The sequence below is a fragment of the Micrococcus flavus genome, assembly GCF_014204815.1.
GTDB lineage: Bacteria > Actinomycetota > Actinomycetes > Actinomycetales > Micrococcaceae > Micrococcus > Micrococcus flavus.
Map to the genome: position 1 here is coordinate 606,416 of NZ_JACHMC010000001.1, position 18,439 is coordinate 624,854.

The 18,439-nt window shown below is 64.2% G+C and carries 12 protein-coding genes and 4 pseudogenes; 4 read left to right on the forward strand and 12 right to left on the reverse strand.

The window, feature by feature from the left end; genetic code table 11:
- Positions 1-2: 2 nt before the first annotated feature.
- From BJ976_RS02955 to BJ976_RS02990, 8 genes and pseudogenes are all read right to left on the reverse strand, one after another.
- Positions 3-1,187 carry a GIY-YIG nuclease family protein gene (locus BJ976_RS02955; protein ID WP_135028572.1) on the reverse strand — a complete coding sequence of 395 codons (1,185 nt, stop codon included), beginning with the start codon at positions 1,185-1,187 and terminating at the stop codon, positions 3-5.
- Positions 1,184-3,166, reverse strand: a complete 1,983-nt coding sequence (locus BJ976_RS02960) for a DEAD/DEAH box helicase (protein ID WP_135028570.1) — start codon at positions 3,164-3,166, stop codon at positions 1,184-1,186. The genes BJ976_RS02955 and BJ976_RS02960 overlap by 4 nt, the downstream gene beginning before the upstream one ends.
- Positions 3,163-5,886: a DNA methyltransferase gene (locus BJ976_RS02965; RefSeq protein WP_135028568.1), complete on the reverse strand. Its 2,724-nt coding sequence runs from the start codon at positions 5,884-5,886 to the stop codon at positions 3,163-3,165. Before BJ976_RS02965 ends, BJ976_RS02960 begins: the two co-directional genes overlap by 4 nt.
- A 569-nt stretch (positions 5,887-6,455) precedes the next feature.
- Positions 6,456-7,760, reverse strand: coding sequence for an ISL3 family transposase (locus BJ976_RS02970; RefSeq protein WP_311768983.1), 1,305 nt, complete (start codon positions 7,758-7,760; stop codon positions 6,456-6,458).
- 282 nt (positions 7,761-8,042) lie between these two features.
- Positions 8,043-9,032, reverse strand: a complete 990-nt coding sequence (locus tag BJ976_RS02975) for an SRPBCC domain-containing protein (RefSeq protein ID WP_135030987.1) — start codon at positions 9,030-9,032, stop codon at positions 8,043-8,045.
- On the reverse strand, positions 9,029-9,274 hold the full coding sequence (locus BJ976_RS02980; protein ID WP_135030988.1) for a hypothetical protein: 246 nt from the start codon (positions 9,272-9,274) through the stop codon (positions 9,029-9,031). Before BJ976_RS02980 ends, BJ976_RS02975 begins: the two co-directional genes overlap by 4 nt.
- A 989-nt stretch (positions 9,275-10,263) precedes the next feature.
- A pseudogene (locus BJ976_RS11960) lies at positions 10,264-10,673 on the reverse strand (protein kinase family protein); the annotation flags it as partial.
- Between the two features lies 1 nt (position 10,674).
- Positions 10,675-11,829 (reverse strand): glycerate kinase family protein, encoded by a 1,155-nt coding sequence (locus tag BJ976_RS02990; RefSeq protein WP_135030989.1) that lies wholly within the window; start codon positions 11,827-11,829, stop codon positions 10,675-10,677.
- A 240-nt stretch (positions 11,830-12,069) separates the two neighbouring features.
- Between BJ976_RS02990 and BJ976_RS02995 the strand changes: the two genes are divergently transcribed.
- Positions 12,070-13,318, forward strand: a protein-coding gene (locus tag BJ976_RS02995; protein WP_135030991.1) for an IS3 family transposase whose coding sequence is annotated in 2 segments (ribosomal slippage) — positions 12,070-12,371 and positions 12,370-13,318 — 1,251 coding nt in all. Because the reading frame shifts where the segments join, the coding sequence is not laid out codon by codon here.
- A 106-nt stretch (positions 13,319-13,424) separates the two neighbouring features.
- Here the strand turns inward: BJ976_RS02995 and BJ976_RS03000 are convergent.
- Complete coding sequence (locus BJ976_RS03000; protein WP_221419390.1) at positions 13,425-14,354, reverse strand: IS3 family transposase; 930 nt, start codon at positions 14,352-14,354, stop codon at positions 13,425-13,427.
- A 17-nt stretch (positions 14,355-14,371) separates the two neighbouring features.
- Positions 14,372-14,689 carry a transposase gene (locus BJ976_RS03005; protein WP_010080477.1) on the reverse strand — a complete coding sequence of 106 codons (318 nt, stop codon included), beginning with the start codon at positions 14,687-14,689 and terminating at the stop codon, positions 14,372-14,374.
- Positions 14,690-14,749: 60 nt separating this feature from the next.
- On the opposite strand from BJ976_RS03005, the pseudogene BJ976_RS03010 reads away from it, so the two are divergent.
- The 3 genes and pseudogenes from BJ976_RS03010 to BJ976_RS03020 form a co-directional block, all read left to right on the forward strand.
- Positions 14,750-14,902, forward strand: a pseudogene (locus BJ976_RS03010) (transposase); the annotation flags it as partial.
- A gap of 151 nt (positions 14,903-15,053) precedes the next feature.
- On the forward strand, positions 15,054-16,196 hold the full coding sequence (locus tag BJ976_RS03015) for a calcium/sodium antiporter (RefSeq protein WP_135031002.1): 1,143 nt from the start codon (positions 15,054-15,056) through the stop codon (positions 16,194-16,196).
- A 141-nt stretch (positions 16,197-16,337) separates the two neighbouring features.
- Positions 16,338-16,616 (forward strand): annotated as a pseudogene (locus tag BJ976_RS03020) (helix-turn-helix domain-containing protein); the annotation flags it as partial.
- A gap of 34 nt (positions 16,617-16,650) precedes the next feature.
- On the opposite strand, the pseudogene BJ976_RS03025 reads toward BJ976_RS03020, so the two are convergent.
- Together BJ976_RS03025 and BJ976_RS03030 are read right to left on the reverse strand one after the other, a co-directional pair.
- Positions 16,651-16,944, reverse strand: a pseudogene (locus BJ976_RS03025) (integrase core domain-containing protein); the annotation flags it as partial.
- A 4-nt stretch (positions 16,945-16,948) separates the two neighbouring features.
- Positions 16,949-18,391, reverse strand: a complete 1,443-nt coding sequence (locus tag BJ976_RS03030; RefSeq protein ID WP_425325787.1) for an IS30 family transposase — start codon at positions 18,389-18,391, stop codon at positions 16,949-16,951.
- Positions 18,392-18,439 lie beyond the last annotated feature (48 nt).

An 18,439-nucleotide genomic window follows, 5' to 3' on the forward strand; every position in this document is an offset into this window, starting at 1 on the left:
AATTAGGTTCGTTTCACTAGGCGATTCAGCTGCCGGTCGTAGACGTACTCGGTGATCTCGCCAGACATGATCATCGCCACCGCCTGATTGATCACGTCTCGCGGCACGATGAACCACTCCGAGGGGTCGTAGTCCTGGCCGTGTCCGTCGATCTGCGACAGGTCGAGGCGCACGTCGGCGAATACCCTGTGCAGCAGGTTCTCCATCGCCGATGCCTTGATGTTATACACCCGGTAGTCTGCGACGATCTTGACCGGGGCCATCAGATACGTCGGAGAGGTTGATGCGCCTTTCACGCGCTGCTCGACGCTGGTGGTCGAGAAGCCGATCTTGTGCAGGTTCTTGATGTTTGCGATCAGCGGGTCGGTGCTGAGCGACTGCAGGACGTAGATGTGCCCGCTCTCGACGTCCGCGTCAAGGACGTCTCTCGCGTCGAGCCCTGTACGGGCCAGCACCTGTCCTTGAGACTCGTACATACGTGTCTGCAGGCTCTTGTCGTACATCGCCGACTCCGTGCCGTTCTCGAACACGAGGCGAAGGCGTTGCTTTCGCTTCTGCTTTCCCCCGATGACCAGGTCCACTTCCTCGCCGATCTCTGCAACGAAGCACATGACGCCGTTAAGCACGAAGAAAACGCCCTCGCGGATCAGGTTCATGCCGGTGAACGGCTTGAGTGTGAAGGTGCCGTCCTGGAGCTCGGCGTGCTTCGCCTTGAACAGTGGCTCGAACTGCTCGAAGTCCTTGGCCTTCACACGTTGAGCGATGGAGTCGGCCGACTCGGGGCGCTTGATCACAGGCAGATCGGAGACGTCCAGGATGCCCATGTCGTCGCTCAGCAGTTCGTCGAGGTCATCGCCCTCCAGCAGGTCATCGATGGACGCTGGCGCTGCTGGTGCTTCCAACAGTCCGAACTCGTCGAGGTGCTTGACCGCCTCGACCTTTGCCTCATTGGCTTGGAAACCGTCGAGGCGCGCGCCGAGCTTGCGTTCGGCGATCTCGCGCGTCTGCGAGCTCGGCAGCCGACCCTCGGTCCTCCGGAACTCGACGATCTCCAGGAACGCTCGCTCGAGGCGGTCCGATGAGGTGAGCTGCTTCGGCTTCTCCGGCGCGCTCAAAAGCTCGTCGTCGAGAATCTCGTCGAGCGTGACGACAAGATTCTCATTGGAAGTGAAGTCGATGGGTGTCATGAGAGTTCCCCCGTCTCACTCGAGGACTTCTCCGCCTTGCGCTGCGCTGCGAGCTTCTGCAGGAAGAGCAACGCAGCAGCCATGCGCTTCTCCGCGGGATCATCCGAGCGCAAATCTGGCCGCTTGCCGTTGACCTGTACCCAGGTCTTGATCTTCGGATACAACGCCAATGCTTCTTCCTCGGAGAACTCGATCTTCGTCGACGTGATCGTGTCCTGGATCAGCCGCAGCACCGACGGCGTGACCGACTTCGACAGCACCTCGAACGCCCGCTGGAATGGGTTCACCGAGTCGATGAGGTTAATGCTCAGCTCGTCGATATTCACGAACTTCTCGGCCATCTTGATGAACCGCTTGTCGCCAACCTCGCGGACCTCGCCGGTCTTGATCACTGAGTCGACGACCACCTGCTGGCGCACCTCCTCGACCTGCTCCTCGGACAGGTCGGGGTACTTCTCCCGGATGATCTTCGGGATCAGCACCTTGTTGGTCGTCTCCGCGTCGACGGAGCCCGCGGCGGCCCGAGCGAAGGTATCGTCCTGCAGGATCGTCGCCTTCAAGTCGTTCAGGTCTGTCGCCACGATCTGCTTCACGCGGTCGCTGGAAGGCTCCTTGAAGCCCTTGATCTTGAGCTCGCCCTTCTTCGCCGGCTCGTCGTCGAACTTCTTGGTCTTGAAGTTGAAGTTTGGTGCGAGCACCTGCTCCATGAGCAGCGAGGCCGTGATCGCCTTGAGCATGTTGTTCACCGACACCTTCACCTCGCCCTGCGAGGCATCCGGCTCGGCGATCAGGTTCGTGAACTGCGCGTGCGACTTGCCCGGGCTGTCGCGCGTCACGCGCCCGATGATCTGGATCACCTCGGTGAGCGACGCCCGGTAGCCGACGGTGAGCGCATGCTCGGCGAAGGGCCAGTCGAAGCCCTCCTTCGCCATGCCCAGCGCAATGATGATGTCGACGCCGTCGCGCTCCTTCGACGCCGTGTGGGACAGGTAGTGCAGCGTGTCCCCGCGCTTCTTCTGATCGGTGTCGTCCACGAGGTCGGCGACCCGCACGATCTCGCCGTTGTCCTCACGGCGCACGCTGATGATGCCCGTGTCGGGGTCGGTCGACTCGACGTGGCCGATTGCGTCGATGATCCGGCCAACCTCCTCGATCTTGTCCTTCGTGGACTCGCCGGAGTTCACGCTCGGGATGTGCACGATCGTCTTCTTGTCGAGGTCGAGCACCTGGTCGATAGCGTCCGTGTACCGGCCCTGGTAGAAGTGGTGCCCGATCCCCAGAGAGCGCAGGTGCTCGTACCCGTTGAGCTGGTCGTAATAGTTGAACGTCACCGGCGTGAACTTCGCCTCGTCCTCCGGCGACAGCACCGGCACCGAATCCCCACGGAAGTACGACCCCGTCATCGCGACGATGTGCACGTCCGAGCCGTTCATCACGTCGCGCAGCAGCGCGCCCAGGCGCGACGACTCGGTGTCGGCTGAGACGTGGTGGAACTCGTCGATGGCCAGCACGGTGCCGTTGAACGACTCCGGGGCCAGCTTCTCGAAGGCGAAGCGCAGCGTCGCGTGCGTGCACACGAGCACCGCGTCGGGCCCCTCCAGGAACTTCACGAACGCGTCGACCTTGCCGGCCGACGAGCCCGCGTCGCACAGGTTGTTCTCGTCCTTGATCTCCCAGTCCGCCCAGAAGCCGTGCTTCGTCAGCGCCGTCGACGCGAACGAGGCACCGATCGAGCGCTCCGGCACGGCGACGATGACCTTCTTGCGCCCCTGGTTGTAGAGCTTATCCAGCGCCACGAACATCAGCGCACGCGACTTGCCCGACGCCGGCGGGGCCTTCACCAGCAGATGCTGGGCATCGCGCTGCTCAAAGACGCGCTGCTGCATCTCACGCATGCCCAGGGCATCGGTGTTCACCGAGGCCTTCGTCTGCGCGTACGTGACATCGACTATGTTGACGGGCTTGTTGGTTGCGTTCACTTCGCAGTCCTCCGGGTCTTCTTCGCCGGGGCCTTCGCGGTCTCCTCGGCAGTCATGCGCTCGTACAGCGCGAACAGGTCCGACAGTCGCTGCTCATCGGTCTCGTACGGCTTCTTCGAGTAGATCGAGTCGACCAGAGCGTCGATCTCCGCATGCGCATCGCGCAGGTCCTGCGGCATCCTGTCCGGGTCATAGAGCTCGGCCAGCGTCTGCTCGCAGTGGTACTCGCGCACGTCAAGAACGCGCAGCGCCGCGACGGTGAGCATCTCCTTCGTCTTGTCCGAGAGCGGAGGCACCGGGAAGTTGTTGTAGACGATCGTGTTCGAGTAGCGGAGCCGAGTCTCCAATTGGCCGCCTACTGCGCGGGTCCAAGCCATGTGCATGCGTGAAGTCAGCAAGGCGAATAGCCAGGGTTCGGCGTCGTAGATGGCAAACGCAGCGTTTGAAATGACGGTGTCAGGCCCGAGGTAGCCGATCGGTATGTAATCGCGCCGCTCCGATGAAACGCTCGGCACGATGATCGAGTCCGTAGGCTTATACGCAAGCTGCTTGAAGCGGTACGGACGGTCCGCAAAATCAACCGTGCTCTGCGCTTTGCTCTCGAGCCTCCATGCTGCGAGCTTCTCGAGCCGGGCCGCGATCGGGCCGATTTGGCGAGCTTCGCTTGCCTCGCGGTCAGTGATCCATAGGCAATAGCGCTCGATGTCATTGATGTAGTCAGCCGCGCCCACGTATCTCTTGACAAACCGCGCTGCGTCTGGATACGCATCAAGGAGTTCCCGCCGTTCAACGGGCTCAAGGACCAGGTAGCCCCCGTCAGTGGGCTTGGATCCGAACGCCATTGGGGGAAGCCCTACTGAGATCGGCTTCATCTGACGTCCGGCGATGATATTCGGTGCATCGGCCAAGTAGCCGTTGATGTTGTTCGCCGCTATCTCCAGACCGTCGGTGAAAATGTACTTCGCATGGTCCGAGGTGTTGCGAAGACCGATCACCGCCACGGTCACCCCTGCGTTGTGCTTGGCGTTGTTCTCCCACTTGAAGGACGTGTAAGCGAAGCCAATCTCGATCCCCATGTTGAAGATGGTCGGGAACATGAGGCTCACATGCTCGCCTTGCGCAACCGAGTTCGTCGTGACGAAGGCCAGCTCCGCGCGGGTGCCTTTGATGTAGTCCGACCCCCTAACGAACCACAGCGCAATGTAGTCAAGGTTCTTCGAGAACGGGCGTCGCCCGAATACCGACGAGAACTCACTCTTTTGCTCAGCCGTCTGCATGCTCGAGCCGACGTACGGCGGGTTCCCAATGAGATAGATCTCAGACGAGCCATCATTCGGGCAGACCGCGTTCCAGTCCACCCGCGTCGCATTACCCGACTTGATCTGGCCGGTCTCTTTCAGCGGGATCAGCGGCAGGTCGATACCGAACTTCTCACGAAACTCGACGTTCATCTGATGCTTCGCGATCCACAGCGAGAGAATCGCCACTTCTACCGCGAAGTCGTCGATCTCGATACCAAAGAAGTTCTCAACATTGATCCTGGAACCAAGCAGCTGACCCTGGTGTGCGCCGCCTCGAAGCTCGGCGAGCCGCTCGAGGATCGCGTGCTCGAGCTTGCGTAGTTCCTTGTAGGCGATGACGAGGAAGTTTCCCGACCCACACGCGGGATCGAACACCTTGATCGCCGCGATCCGGTCCAGCAGGCGGAGTAGTCGACGCTCGCTGTCCTGCGACTCGTTGATCTCCTCCTTTAGGTCGTCCAGGAACAGGGGCTCGATCGTCTTGAGGATGTTTGGCACTGAGGTGTAGTGCTGCCCCAGGTCGCTGCGCTTGCCGGGCGTGACGATCGCCTGGAACATAGAGCCGAAGATGTCGGGATTGATGTCGCGCCAGATGAGCGTTCCTGAGGCGATGAGCTCGTCCCGCGCCTGCTTCGTGAATCGTGGCACGACCTGGTCGTCCTTGACCGTGAACAGTCGGCCGTTCACATAGGGGAACTCGGCGAGGTGCGTCGGCTTATCTGCGGGGTCGGCGGTGTCCAACGCCCTGAAGAGGTCGCCCAGGAACTCAGCCAGGTCCGAACCGTCGGACTGAGTGTGAGAACCGATCGCGTTCGTGAACTGATTGTCGTCGAAGATCCCCGTGTCCTCGGCGAAGAAGCAGAACAACAGTCGCGTAAAGAAGATGTTCAGTGAGTGACGCCCCTGCGCATCATCGAAGATCCCCGGGTTCGCGTGCAGCAGCTCGTCGAAGAGCTTGCCCATCCGCTCAGCGGCCTTGACATCGGCATGCGACTCGGCGACGTACTGCGCCTTCTCCATGCCGGCCCACGGCAGGAAGAAGGTGAAGTGCTGGTCGATCTCGCGGATCGGGAAGCCGATCGTCTCGCTTGTCTTGATGTCGTGCGCGACCAACTCAAAGTAGTCGGTGACGATGACGAAGCGCGTACTGAACCGAACCACCGCAGGGCTCGACTTAAGGCCGTCGATGACCTCAAGCGGGTCTCCGGTCGTCTCCTTGAAGTAGACAACGTTCTTCTGCGCGACCTCGGTCGAGGAATCGACGGCGATGTTCAGCGATCCATTGCGAAGCCTGGTGACGTTTCCCTGGGGCTTCCCATAGGCGAGCAACAGGTCGAAGATGAACTCGCGGTCGTAGGACTCCCGACCTGCGAGCGGAGCGACGCGCTCCTCTACGGCCTTGAGGTTGAGTCTCGCCATGAACACTCCTGTACCTATGCAAGTCGCCCAGGGGCGGGACAACGAACCGGGCGCATTTTGGGCGACTCCATCTGCGGTCACCGCGCACCCTGATCCTACCGACCTGCCTCTCACGCGACGCCTGGTACAGCAGTCCCGGTTGCGCCGCGTGGGATCATTGGCCCATGGCTACTCATGACACGGAGCGCACGCCGAGGGTCATTCGCTGCAAGCACTGGTCCGAAGAGGCTGGTCGATACTACGGCTGGCACCACCATGAAGGTCCCCACGGGTGCGACTGGGGGAACCATGACGGAGAATGCCCGTACTTGGTCAGCTTGGCCGGTCGCTAACGCACACCGTCACATCGGTGCAAATCCTGCGCATCGCGGCGTGTGTCGACCTGTACAGCGATACCTCCCGCCAACCTCTCAATCGACCCGGCTGCTACCCCAGGCAGCCGGAGCCCATCCGCCCCGATGGGCGGCTGCTACCACCCCAGCATCCGGTTAAAGCCCCAGGTCAGAAGCCCAATGACCCTCGATCTGACGCCCCTGGCAGACCTGTACAACCTACAGGTTGGTGGCCCTTCACAGATGAGCATGGGTAGGGGTCTTGCGCCACGGCCGGTGTCCGCCGGCGGCGAGCAGGGCGCGTAGGCGGTAGTTGTCGAAGTTCCGGAAGCCGCGGGCGACCCGGCGCATCGTCTCGATGACCCCGTTCACGGCCTCGGTGGGCCCGTTCGAGGCCCCGGCGGTGTCGAAGTAGGCCAGGATCGCGGCCTTCCACCGGCGTAAGGTCCGCCCGAGCCGGGCGATCTCCGGGATCGGGCAGGACGGGAAGGCGGCAAGGATCTCGGCGACCAGCCGGCGGCCGGTCTCGGGGCGGGCGTGGTAGACCGCGCGCAGCTTCTGGTAGCAATGCCAGGCAAGGGTGACCTCGTGGTGCGGGTCCCCGGCCTCGAGCTTGGTGTTGAGCCGGGTGATCTGTTTGGCGGTGAGGTGCTCGGCGCCGATCTGCAGGGTGCGGCGGATCCCGTAGAGCGGGTCCCCGGCCCGGCCCCGGTGGCCCAGAGTGTCCTGCTGCACCCGACGACGCACCTCGTCCACGACCTGCCCGCCGAGCTTGACCACATGGAAGGCGTCGAGAACGGTGATCGCCTCCGGGAGTTCGTCGCGGATGGCGTTGGCGTAACCGTGGAACGGATCCAGCGTCGCCGTGCGGATCCCGCTCGTGAACGCCGGCCCCTGCTCGGTGAGCCAGTCGCCGTAGGCCGCCCCCGTGCGCCCCTTGACCAGGTCCAGCAGTCGTGCCCGGGGCCGGCCGTCCTCGCCGCGGGAGTGGTCCACGATCCCGGTGACCAGCCCAGTGCCGGGTGGGCCCACGTGGCGCCAGACGTGCTCGTCCACGCCCAGGGCGTCCACCCCGGCCAGCCGATCCTCCGCGGCCAGCTGGGCCTCGATGACTGGAGTGATGGCGTCCCAGACGGTGTTCCAGGCGACCCCGAGCATCTCGGCCAGGGCGGAGACCGCGATGTCATGGCAGCGCAGCTGCGTCACCGCCCAAGCAATCGCGCGGGTGGTGAGCTTGGCCCGCGGCGCGGCCAGCTCGTGGACCTCACTGAACGTCACGACCTCGCAGGCGTCCTCCCGGCACCTGAAGATCCGCTTGCGCCACACCACCCGCACGGGCACCCCAGCGCAGGGCAGATCGTGGAGCACGACCTCCCGGCGGCCGTGGCCGGTGGCGAGCACCCCGCAGGACGGGCACCCCACCAGCGTCGGAGAAGTCTCCACCACCACGGTGAACGAGCGTGGTCCGCGTTCCACGGCCCTGACATGGACGTCGGGCAGGTCGAAGAGCGCGCACGCGGGCGCGCAGATAGCATGAGACACGTCGAGGCCTTCATGGATCGGGTTGCTTGGTCGCTACCCATCCTGGAGGCCTCGACCTCCACCCAGACCTCACAACACACCCCTCGAGACGCCCACGCGCACACCGCTACCCATGCTCATCTGTGAAGGGCCAGGTTGGTCCGTACCGGAATGCGGTGGAGTTCCGCTTCAACGTGTAGTCGCGTTCCGCCTCAACATCTGATTCGAGTGGCCGGATCTCCCTGTGGAGATCCGGGCACTTGATCTACGTGCGACCAGCAGGCGAGTCGCCGCAGCATGGGACTAGCGAAATGTTCGGCTGATCGCGCTGCCAGTCTGGAACAGGGTGATCCACACCAGGAACTTCTGGATGGGACGCAGCGGCCATGCGACAAGTCCTCGCCACCCTCGGCGTCGCGACCAAGACCTAGTGATCCGCAGCTGTGTGCCACCGATCGCGTTCGCCAAGGCGAATTCAGTCAGAACCGAATTGCTCTGCGCGACGTCGGGATAGCCGAAGCTCCATGCGATCCTGTCCGGTCGGTGAATTGCGATGAGCTCAACACTGCGTCGACGAAACTGAGGTTTGATCTTCACAGGCTTGCCGTCTGGATAGGTTGCGGGTGCCGTGCCCTCCCAGACCGTACCCGGCTTCGCTTCTTGACTGGTCTGGTCGAGAGTGCCGATGCTCGGCTCCCACTCGGGGATACGTGCGGGATCTGTGAGGAACGCCCACACTTCGTCCAGTGGTGCGGATATGAAACTCTCAGTCGTTCCCGTGGTCCGCCCCTTCACTTTCGCTGAGACGGGCATGGACTTCATAGAGGGCGAGTCAGCCCGATCGAGGCGTTCGATGAGCGCATCGGATGTCGTGCCAAGGCGGCCGAGGATACCGGTGATAAGGCCGCTGGGTTCTACGACGAGTTCCCGGAGAACGGCGGCAGCGTCGCCTGGCTTGCCTTTGCTGCTGGACTTCGCGATGAGGTCCCGAGCGCGACGAGTCCACTCGTACCCATCCGTCTCATGGAACACGATGCGCCCGGCCTCGGGGAACGACGCCTCGATGCCGAGTGAGGTCAGCTGTGCATCACGTTGTTCCTCCACGGCGAGACGGGCGCTATCAAGGTCGATACCCAGCTCGCGCAGTGCGCGGCCGGCGGATTGGTCGTTGATGACCAATGCGAGGAACAGGTGGTCGATGTCGGCTTCGCGGAGCCCGAGCCGGGATGCTTCCTTCATGGCGGCCAGGGAAAGCGCTTGGCTGGTCTGAGCGGCGCGGACGAGTCTGTTCATCTGTTCCTCCTGGGTGTCGAGATCGCGGGGTCAATTCTTTTGGAGTGCTTCTTGTGGGCGGCTTGTCGCGTCACTCCGAGCGCGTCGGCGATCTCCTGCCAACTCATGCCCGAACGCAACGCGGCCTCGACCTGCCGAAGTTCCAAGGTGTTCGCGAGCACGCGTAACGACGCTACGGCCCGCAATCCTGCTTTCGGGTCGCTGGTATCGGCTGCTACTGCTGCGATCCGTGGAGACTCCATGCCGTCAACCTATGTTGCTAAGTGACGAGTTGTCAACCTGGGTTGCTTCCTCGCTCGTCAGGCTTAGTATTCGCAGGGTCAGGAGAGGGACGACGCTTCGGGGGAGTCGCCGGGTTCTGAGAGGTTGGTATGTGCCGGAACTCGGTGGAGTTCCGGTTCAACGTGTAAGGGTCTTTTGTGGGCTTGGGGGCCTAGCTCTCTCAAACCGCAGATGCGCTACTTTGGGAGTGACCAATGATCTCGTTCTGGTTCTCTAGAAGTGACGTCGCCTGAGGGTGGTTCCTTGACCGACACCCTGGAGTTGAAATGAGCGAAACTAGCGACCTCTAATCGAAGGCCCACCGGGCCGGGCTGGAGGGTGCGCGTGATGGATGGGGAGTGATGTTCCGCTACGTGGTAACTATTTTCCTCACGTGTACTTTCCCTTTCCTCCTTTACGCTGTTGCTGCAAGCGTTAGAGTGTAGGTGGGAGAGGGGGTATTTTGAAGTCTGCGCGCAGGCTTATGTCGGCCTATATTGCCGCGGGGTCTGAGCTCGTCAGCAAGCCGGAGGAATCTAAGTTCTTGAATGGCGAGCGGAGCGGCAAATGAGCGCAGCGGATGGGATCAAACCGCTGAATTCACCTCACTTGTGAGGACAGTTTCGACGGTCGTGGCCATGTGCGCCACAGGCGCCGCACTTGCCAGCATTGGGCGGGACTTGGCAAGTTCGCTTGTCATGACCGGGGGTTCCACACCAGGAGCAGGTACGGGTTCCTGAAGTGCTCATAGGGGCTCCTAGAACTCGAAGGTGAGATGGATCTCCATCGTAGTGATCATCTCCCATGTACCAGAGAGTTGCTCGGTTCGAGGTTGACCGCAACGTGGTGGACGGCAGTAGCTGGCCATACTCGATCCTGCGCCTTGTGCTTCACGCTAAACGTCAACCCTGAGCTCCACCCTGGTTGGAGGCCAGTAGGTCCGCGACATCGACTTTCCGGGCTCCGCACCTCAAAACAGCGGCCAGGGCGCCGCCGGCGTTCGGCCTCCCCGGCTCGGAAACCGCCGGAGGGCGGACAACCGCTCGCCGCGTTCCGTGAGAGCGTCGATCTCGTCACTACGGAGCAGGTCCGTGAGCTGCCGCCCAGCTCTCCAGCGAGTCCCCCGAGAACCCGGCCGACGCCGTCGCGCTCCTCCTCGCTCAGCGCCTCACCGATCCATCCCTACAGCACGGTCCGCAGCTTGTCTTCCATATGGAAAGTCAGCCCGTGGTCCACCCTATTGCGGTGCCCGCTGGGCATGGCGAGGATGTGGGCCCCCTTGCAGTCGGCGTTGTTGACGAGCACGTCGAACTCCGCCATACGGCGCAGCGCAGGCGTGTCCTCGTGGGGCAGGACGAGCGTCCGCCCGTCCTCACCCTCCTCAACGTGTGAGGTCGGCGGGGAAGCAGGCCATCACCAGCCGTCCGACGTCGCGGGCGGTCGCGGTCAGGTCCTCTGCCGTACGGCGGATCGCTGTCGCCAAATCCTGGGGCCCGCGGCCAATGGGCACGATCGCGGTGATGCCCTCGTCGTAGAGGGTGTCCGCGTCTTGCCCCACGGAGCCGGCCAGGACGATCACCGGGATCGCACGGCCGGCTGCGCGCACGGCCTGGGCCACCCCGATCGGCACTTTCCCGGCCAAGGACTGGCCGTCGATGCGCCCCTCCCCGGTGATGACGAGGTCAGCGGTCTTCACGAGGTCGTGGAAACCCGCCGTCTCGAGGACGACGTCGATACCCGGCTTCAAGGTGGCCCCGATGAAGGCGTGCAGGCCACCGGCCAGACCCCCCGCCGCTCCCGCACCGGGGAGCGCATCGATCGCGACCCCGAGGTCTCGCTCGACGAGGCCCGCGAGATGGACCAGTCCGGTGTCCAGGCTCGCTACAGATGCAGGATCCGCCCCCTTCTGGGGGCCGAACACGTGGGCTGCGCCCTGCGATCCCGTGAGGGGGTTGCTGATGTCGCACATCACCTCCACATCGACGTCGCGGAGCCGGTCTCGTGCCGGGGTGGAGTCGATCCGCGCAATCCGGGTGAGGGTGTCGCCGGTCGGGACGAACTCCTCACCTACGGCGTCGAGGAACCGGACGCCGAGGGCCGCGGCGGCGCCCGTGCCGCCGTCCGTCGTGGCGCTCCCGCCGGCCCCGACGATGACTCTGCGCGCGCCAGCGGACACCGCGTCGAGGATCTGCTCGCCGACCCCGAACGTCGTGGCCCGTCCCGTGTCCTCGCGCCCGGAGGCGAGCGGGAGCCCGGCACATGAGGCTGTCTCCACCACCGCCACGTCCGGGTCGATCAGTCCGTAGTGGACGGGCACGCGTTCGCCGTAGAACACCCCGCAGACGGTTGCGGATCGCAAAACGCCCCCTGCGGCAGCGACGAAGGCCTCGACGGTGCCCTCCCCGCCGTCGGCGATGGGCACCACGAGGACCTCGGCATCGGTGACCGACGCGAGACCCGTCGCGATCGCGGAGCCCGCCTCCCGCGACGACAGGGCCCCCTTGAATGAGTCTGGGATGACGATGATGCGCTGCACGCGTGGATCTCCTAGGTCAGGTGACGGGATCAGATGAGGACGAGGCCGAGGATCCAGATGAACACGATGGAGGTGAGTCCCATCAGGAGCGTGACCATTGTCTGGGTGCGGTAACCCTGTGAGGCAGGGCGTGAGGAGCGAATCGGTGACAACTGATTGTTAGTGCCGGGAGGCGCTGACGGGGACGATGAATCGCTCCGGGTCTGGTGGAGGCTCTGATCCAACGGAAGGATGCAGAGCATGCCCGCACCACGGAAGTACCCCGACGAGCTCCGCGAACGCGCCACGCGGATGACCATCGAAGCCCGTCAAGACCCCGCCACGAGGTCTGGAGCGTTCCGCGGAGTCGGTGAGCAGCTCGGGATCAATCCCGAGACGCTGCGCAACTGGGTCCGCCAAGCCGAGATCGACCACGGCCACCGCCCCGGAATCACGACCAGCGAAGCCGCCCGGGTGGCCGAGCTGGAGAAGGAGAACCGTGAACTACGGCGGGCGAACGCGATCCTGCGCTCGGCGTCGGCTTTCTTCGCGGCGGATGCTCGAGACGCCCACAGCGCTGATCGTGGACTACATCGACGAACACAAGCACGAGTTCGGTGTCGAGCCGATCTGCGCCACGCTGTCCGCGGCAGGCACACAGATCGCACCGAGCACGTACTACGCGGCCAAGACGCGCCCTCCTTCAGTGCGTAGCCTGCGCGATGAGCAGGTGCTCGTGGAAATCCGGCGGGTGCATGAGGCCAACTACGGGGTCTACGGGGCCCGGAAGGTCCACGCGCAACTGCGGAGGGAGGGCCTGCAGGTGGCCAGGTGCACGGTGGAGCGGCTCATGCGAGCCGCAGGCCTGCGCGGGATCAGCCGCGCGAAGGGACCGAGGACCACGGTCCCAGGCCCCGGCCCGGATGAGCGTCAAGACCTGGTCCAGCGAGACTTCACCGCGGCGGCTCCGAACCAGCTGTGGGTCGCTGACATCACCTACTGCCGCACTTTCAGCGGATGGGTGTACGCCGCGTTCATCATCGACGTGTTCTCCCGACGGGTGCTGGGCTGGCAGCTGTCGAAGTCGCTGCGCACGGACCTGGCCCTGGACGCGTTGGAGATGGCGTTCTGGACGCGTCAGCGCGCAGGCCAAGACGTGGCCGGGCTACGGCATCACAGCGATAAAGGAGTCCAGTACGTCGCCGTGCGATACACCCAGCGGCTGGCCGAGGCCGGTGCAGTCGCCTCGGTCGGCTCGACGGGGGACTCGTATGACAATGCCCTCGCTGAGGCGTTCAACTCGCTGTTCAAGGCGGAGCTGATCCGGAACAAGGGGCCATTCAAGTCCATCGAGGACTTAGAGACCGCGGCCGCGGAGTACATCGACTGGTTCAACCATCGTCGTGTGCACGGCGAGATCGGGCTGGTCCCTCCGGTCGAGTTCGAGGACGTCTACCATCATGAGAATCTCGTGCCGGCGCCTGCCGGGGCGGCACTTGCGAGCCTCTAACAAACCCGGGGCGATTCACCTTGCCCGAGCTGGCCAAGCTCGGCCGAACACTGACGAAACGCGCAACCAACGTGCTGGCCTTCTTCGACCGACCGGGTGTCCCGCGTCAAGTAGTTGGCAGGTTTTCCTTGGTTTTGAATGTCGGGGTGGTGGGGTCGGCCAGGCCCAGGTGCACCTCCTTGGGCCGGTTCCATGAGACGGCCTCGTGGGGCCGGAGCTCGTTGTACTCGATCCGGTAGTCCTCGGCCCGCTCGGCGAGCACGATCGCGTCGTCTATCTCGTCCAGGTAGAGCCGCTCGTACTTCAGCGTGCCGAAGCCGCGTTCACGGGACCCGTTCTGCCCCGGGGTCTTCACTCGGGTACGCACGTGGTGTAGCTCGGGGTGGGCGGCGATGAAGGACTCGAAGCGGAAGGACCGGAACGGCCCGCCGTTGTCCGTCACGATGGTCACCACGGGCAACAGCTCACCGGTCTCGGGATCGACCGGGCAGGCCTCGACCAGCGGGTGACCGAACATAGCCTCGTAGTCGGCCAGGGCCAACTCGATCGCATCGATCGCGTCGTGCTGGTTCCCGGTGGGCGAAACGTGGAAGGGGTGCTCGTACTTGGACCAGTAGTCCCGGCACCCGGCCAGCCGCCGGGTCCCTCCGGTGGTGGTCTCGAACTCACTGAAGTCCAGCTGCCAGACTTGGTTCGGGCCTGAGGGCTTGGTGGCGAACGCGGCCTTGCGCCGCTCGGCCAGCTTCCGTCGCTCCCGTTGGTACTGCGCGGGCAGAATCAGCCCCTCGTCGCGCAGGATCCGCAGCACGGTCGCCTCGGAAACCACATGCCCGTCGTGGCGGACCATTGCCCAGATCTTCCGATGCCCCCACGCCGGATGGGCCAGCGCGTGCTTGACCACCAGTTCCCTGGCGGCCTGCCGTCCCGGTTGCGGCCACGGTCCCTTCACCGCCGTCCCGGTGCGGGCCTTGGCCTGCCAGCGGCGCCAGGTCCGCTCGGGCATGTCGAAGAGCTGGCAGAACCTCGCGGTCGACATGCCCGCTTCCACGCGGATCACCTCGAGGTCCTCGAAGGGCCCAGCCGGCCCTCCGCGGACTTCTTCCACACCCTGGCTTCCAGGTGTGCCTCGCCCAAGGCCTGGGTCAGCTCGGCGACCTCGGCCTCCAGCTGTTCCTCTCGGGAGGATGGTCCGGACCTGCCGGCCACCAGGGCGGTCTTGCCGGCTTCCAGGAACTCGGCCTTCCACCGTCCGATGGACTGCTCACTGACTTTCTCCTTGCGTGCCGCTTCGGCGATGGACATCTCGCCGGCCAGCACGCTCAGCACTATCCGGGTCTTCTTCTCCGCCGGAATCGAAGGTGGTCTACCCATGTCTGACTCTCCTTCAGGACCTACATAACGGCCCTGCCACTAAGTCTGACGCGCGACACGGGCACCAGCAACGGTCCGACAGAGGCGATCAACGGCCGGCTCGAACACCTCCGCGGCTCCGCCCTCGGGTTCCGCAACCTCACCCACTACATCGCCCGCAGCCTCCTCGAAGCAGGAGGCTTCAGACCCCACCTACACCCTCAAATGCGATGAGCCGGATTACGAGACTCGACACCCCGTATCATCCCAGGCCAGGAGCACCTTTCTCTATGACGCCCACCCGTCGAGACCACACCCCAGTGAAATCTCGAGGTCAGCGGGTGCTCGTGGTAGGGCCTGAACTGTGGTCCGTACACTCCTACTCATGGATGCGCTTGATATTGGACGGATCGTGGCCGGACTGGTGCTGCTGGTCTTGGGTGGGGAATTTTTGGTGCGTGGGGCGTCAGCACTGGCCGGACGTTTCGGGATTTCGTCATTGGTGATCGGTCTCACCGTAGTGTCAGCGGCGACGTCGGCACCCGAGTTCGCAGTGAGCGTCGGTGCTGTACTGCGTGATGAACCGGGGCTTGCCGTGGGCAATGCGGTTGGCAGCAACATCATTAATGTCCTGCTCATCCTGGGACTGTCCGCGCTGGTCGTTCCCCTCGCTGTAAAGCGGAGGCTGATCCGCTTTGACCTGCCCCTGATGGTCGTCTTGTCAGTTCTACTGCTCCTTGTGTCCCTGGATGGGAGGATCAGTGCGGTGGACGGGCTGATACTATTTTTCGGTGTGGTGGTCCACACCATAATGTCCGTGGTGGTTAGTCGGCGGGACGCCAAGACCGCGGTGAATGCCCGGGAAGGGACAGGAGATTCGGCAACCATCGATCCAGCCGACGAGGAAGGGGCTGCGCTAGGCGCCTCGGTCAGCAGGTCGCTCTTCTTTGTGCTGCTGGGGGTCGCGTTGCTGGTCGCCGGTGCCACGCTGCTCGTGGAAGGAGCAGTGAACATAGCCACCACGTTGGGCGTAAGCAGCCTCGTGGTCGGACTGACCGTTGTGGCTGTCGGGACATCGCTGCCCGAGCTGGCGACGTCCATCATTGCCGTGCGTCGCGGTGAACGGGACCTAGCGGTGGGCAACGTGGTCGGCAGCAATATCTTCAACATAGGGGTAGTGCTAGGACTAACCGCGCTCATCTCTCTTGAGGGCATTCCCGTATCCGGCGCCGCAGTGGCCTTCGATATCCCAGTAATGCTGGCGGCCGCAGTGGCACTACTGCCGATCGCGTTCACGGGCTTCGCGGTGGCGCGATGGGAGGGCGGCTTGTTCGTGGTTTTGTACGCCGCCTACACCGGATACCTTGTGCTGGCTGCCACAGCGCACGATGCACTGGAGGGATTCACCGTAGCCATGGCGTGGTTCGTGCTGCCGTTAATCGCACTGACGCTCATTTCCTTTACAGCCTACGAAATCGGGCTCCGCAAGGGACGCCGAGACCTGGACCAGACCACGACTTCGACGTAGACCGTCGAGTGCATTCGGCTGCTGGCTTCATTCAGGTCGTCGGCTGAATGTAAATCGGCAAGAGATGACTGTCGGTTGGTGGTGTCATAGCGTCGTAGCAACACTCCCGGTCCGTGGGGGCTCGAGGCGAGGAGGCCTGGGATGGTGCGGCGGCGACTCACGTTCACGGAGCGGATGGAGATCTCGACGGGATCGAAGGCCGGGTGGGGAGTCCGGAAGATCGCGTCTCACCTGGGTAGATGCCCTTCGGTGGTCTCCAGAGAGCTTCGACCGAACTCGACGAAGACGCGCGGCTATCAAGCCGTGACCGCGGACGTGAAAGCGCAACGCCAGCGCTCTCGCCCACAGGTCCGGAAAGTGGCAAAGGACCCGGTACTCGAGGCCCGCGTCAACGCCGACCTCGCAGCGTCATGGATGCCGAAGGGACTGGTGCACGTGTAGGTGACAGTTGTCTTCACGCCGGGTCTGCGGGCGTGTGGTCCATGATCAGCTCGTACTCGACGGGCGTCAATCGGCCCAGGCGCACCTGCCGGCGGCGGCGGTGGTAGGTCCGCTCGATCCAGGTGATGATCCCGGCCCGCAGCTCGTCCTGGGTGTCCCAGTCGCGTCGGTCCAGCACGTTCTTCTGCAGCAACGCGAAGAAGGACTCCATAGCCGCGTTGTCCCCGGCAGCACCGACCTGACCCATTGACCCGATCAGCCCGTGGGTGGTGAGGGCGTCCTGGAATAGGGCCGAGCGGAACTGGGCGGGTTCAACCGGTCGTTGCAACACCGTTCGTCGTGAGCGAGCTTAGCTGCTCGGCGAAGACCTCCGCTGGCGTCTTCCAGTCCAGGACCTTCCGGGGCCTGTTGTTCAGCGTGTACGCGACTGCTGCGAGGTCCTGGGCCGACCATCTCGACAGGTCCGTGCCCTTGGGGAAGTACTGCCGCAGCACCCCGTTCGTGTTCTCATTCGTCGGCCGCTGCCATGGTGAGTGCGGGTCAGCGAAGAACACTCTTGTGCCCGTGTCCATCGTGAACTGGACGTGCCCGGCCAGCTCCTTGCCCCGGTCCCACGTCAAGCTGCGCCGCAGCTGCTGCGGCACCGTCGCCATGGCCTTGATCAGGGCCGCGGTCATCGCCTCGGCCCCGTACCCGCCCAGCGAGGGCCCGTTCTTCACCGGCGGCAGCTCGCCCCAGCCGGCAAGACGGGGAAGATGGACCAGGATCGTGGCCCGGCTCTTGCGCTCGGTCAGAGTCCCGATCGCTGAACGCCCGGTCCCGATGATCAGGTCCCCTTCCCAGTGCCCGGGCACAGCACGATCAGCGGCCTCGGGTGGGCGCTTGCTGAACACGACATCCTCGGTGACATGTCCCTGGGGCTTGTTCCGGGTGCGTGCCCGCGGCTCGCGCAGAGCCCGCCCGGTACGCAGGCACGCGACGAGCTCACGTTTCAGAGCTCCCCGGCCTTCGATGAACAGCGACTGGTAGATCGCCTCGTGAGAGATCCGCATGGACTCATCATCCGGGAACTCCAGGCGCAGCCGGTGGCTGATCTGCTCCGGGCTCCACGCCGTGGACCACCGCCGGTCCGCCCGGCGCGGTTTCATCTTCCGCCCCTTGAAACCGGGCCCGACTGGTCCTGGTACGGCCACACCATCAGGGCCCAGGACCACCCCGTTCAGGCGTGCCTGGACGTAGTCATGCAGCCGCTGGTTCGTGGCCAGTTTCGCCGGCTTGGGCCGCCTGGCCGCCTCCTGTGCCTTCCACTGCGCCACCGTGGCCCGGTACTCCTTGCTCCCGGAACGTGTGGCGCAGTTACGGCGCAGTTCACGACTGATCGTGCCCGGGTCACGTCCCAGGGCACGCCCGATCTGGCGGACCCCGTGGCCCTGGGCGTGGAGGATCGCGATCTCTTCACGCTCAGCGAAGGACAGGTACCGGCCGGTGGGCTCGGCCAGGGACAGTGGGGCCATGCCGCCAGCGTGACGGAACCAGCGCGCCCCGACGGGCCAGGACACGCCCACACTCAGGGACGCCTCGACCGTGGTGACACCGGTGGCGATCACCCGCCAGAACTGGCGTTGGACCTCTCGTGAGGGCTGCGGCCTGCCAGGAGAGCGCATGGGGGCCCGCAAGGCCCGATCCGCTCTCCACTGACGCCGTGTCCCCTCGGGCACGTCACCGATCTTCCTCGCCCAGTCCTTGCTTGCCATCGCCCATGCCTCCAGTGATTCTGGGGGTGTTGCGACGACCGATTGAAT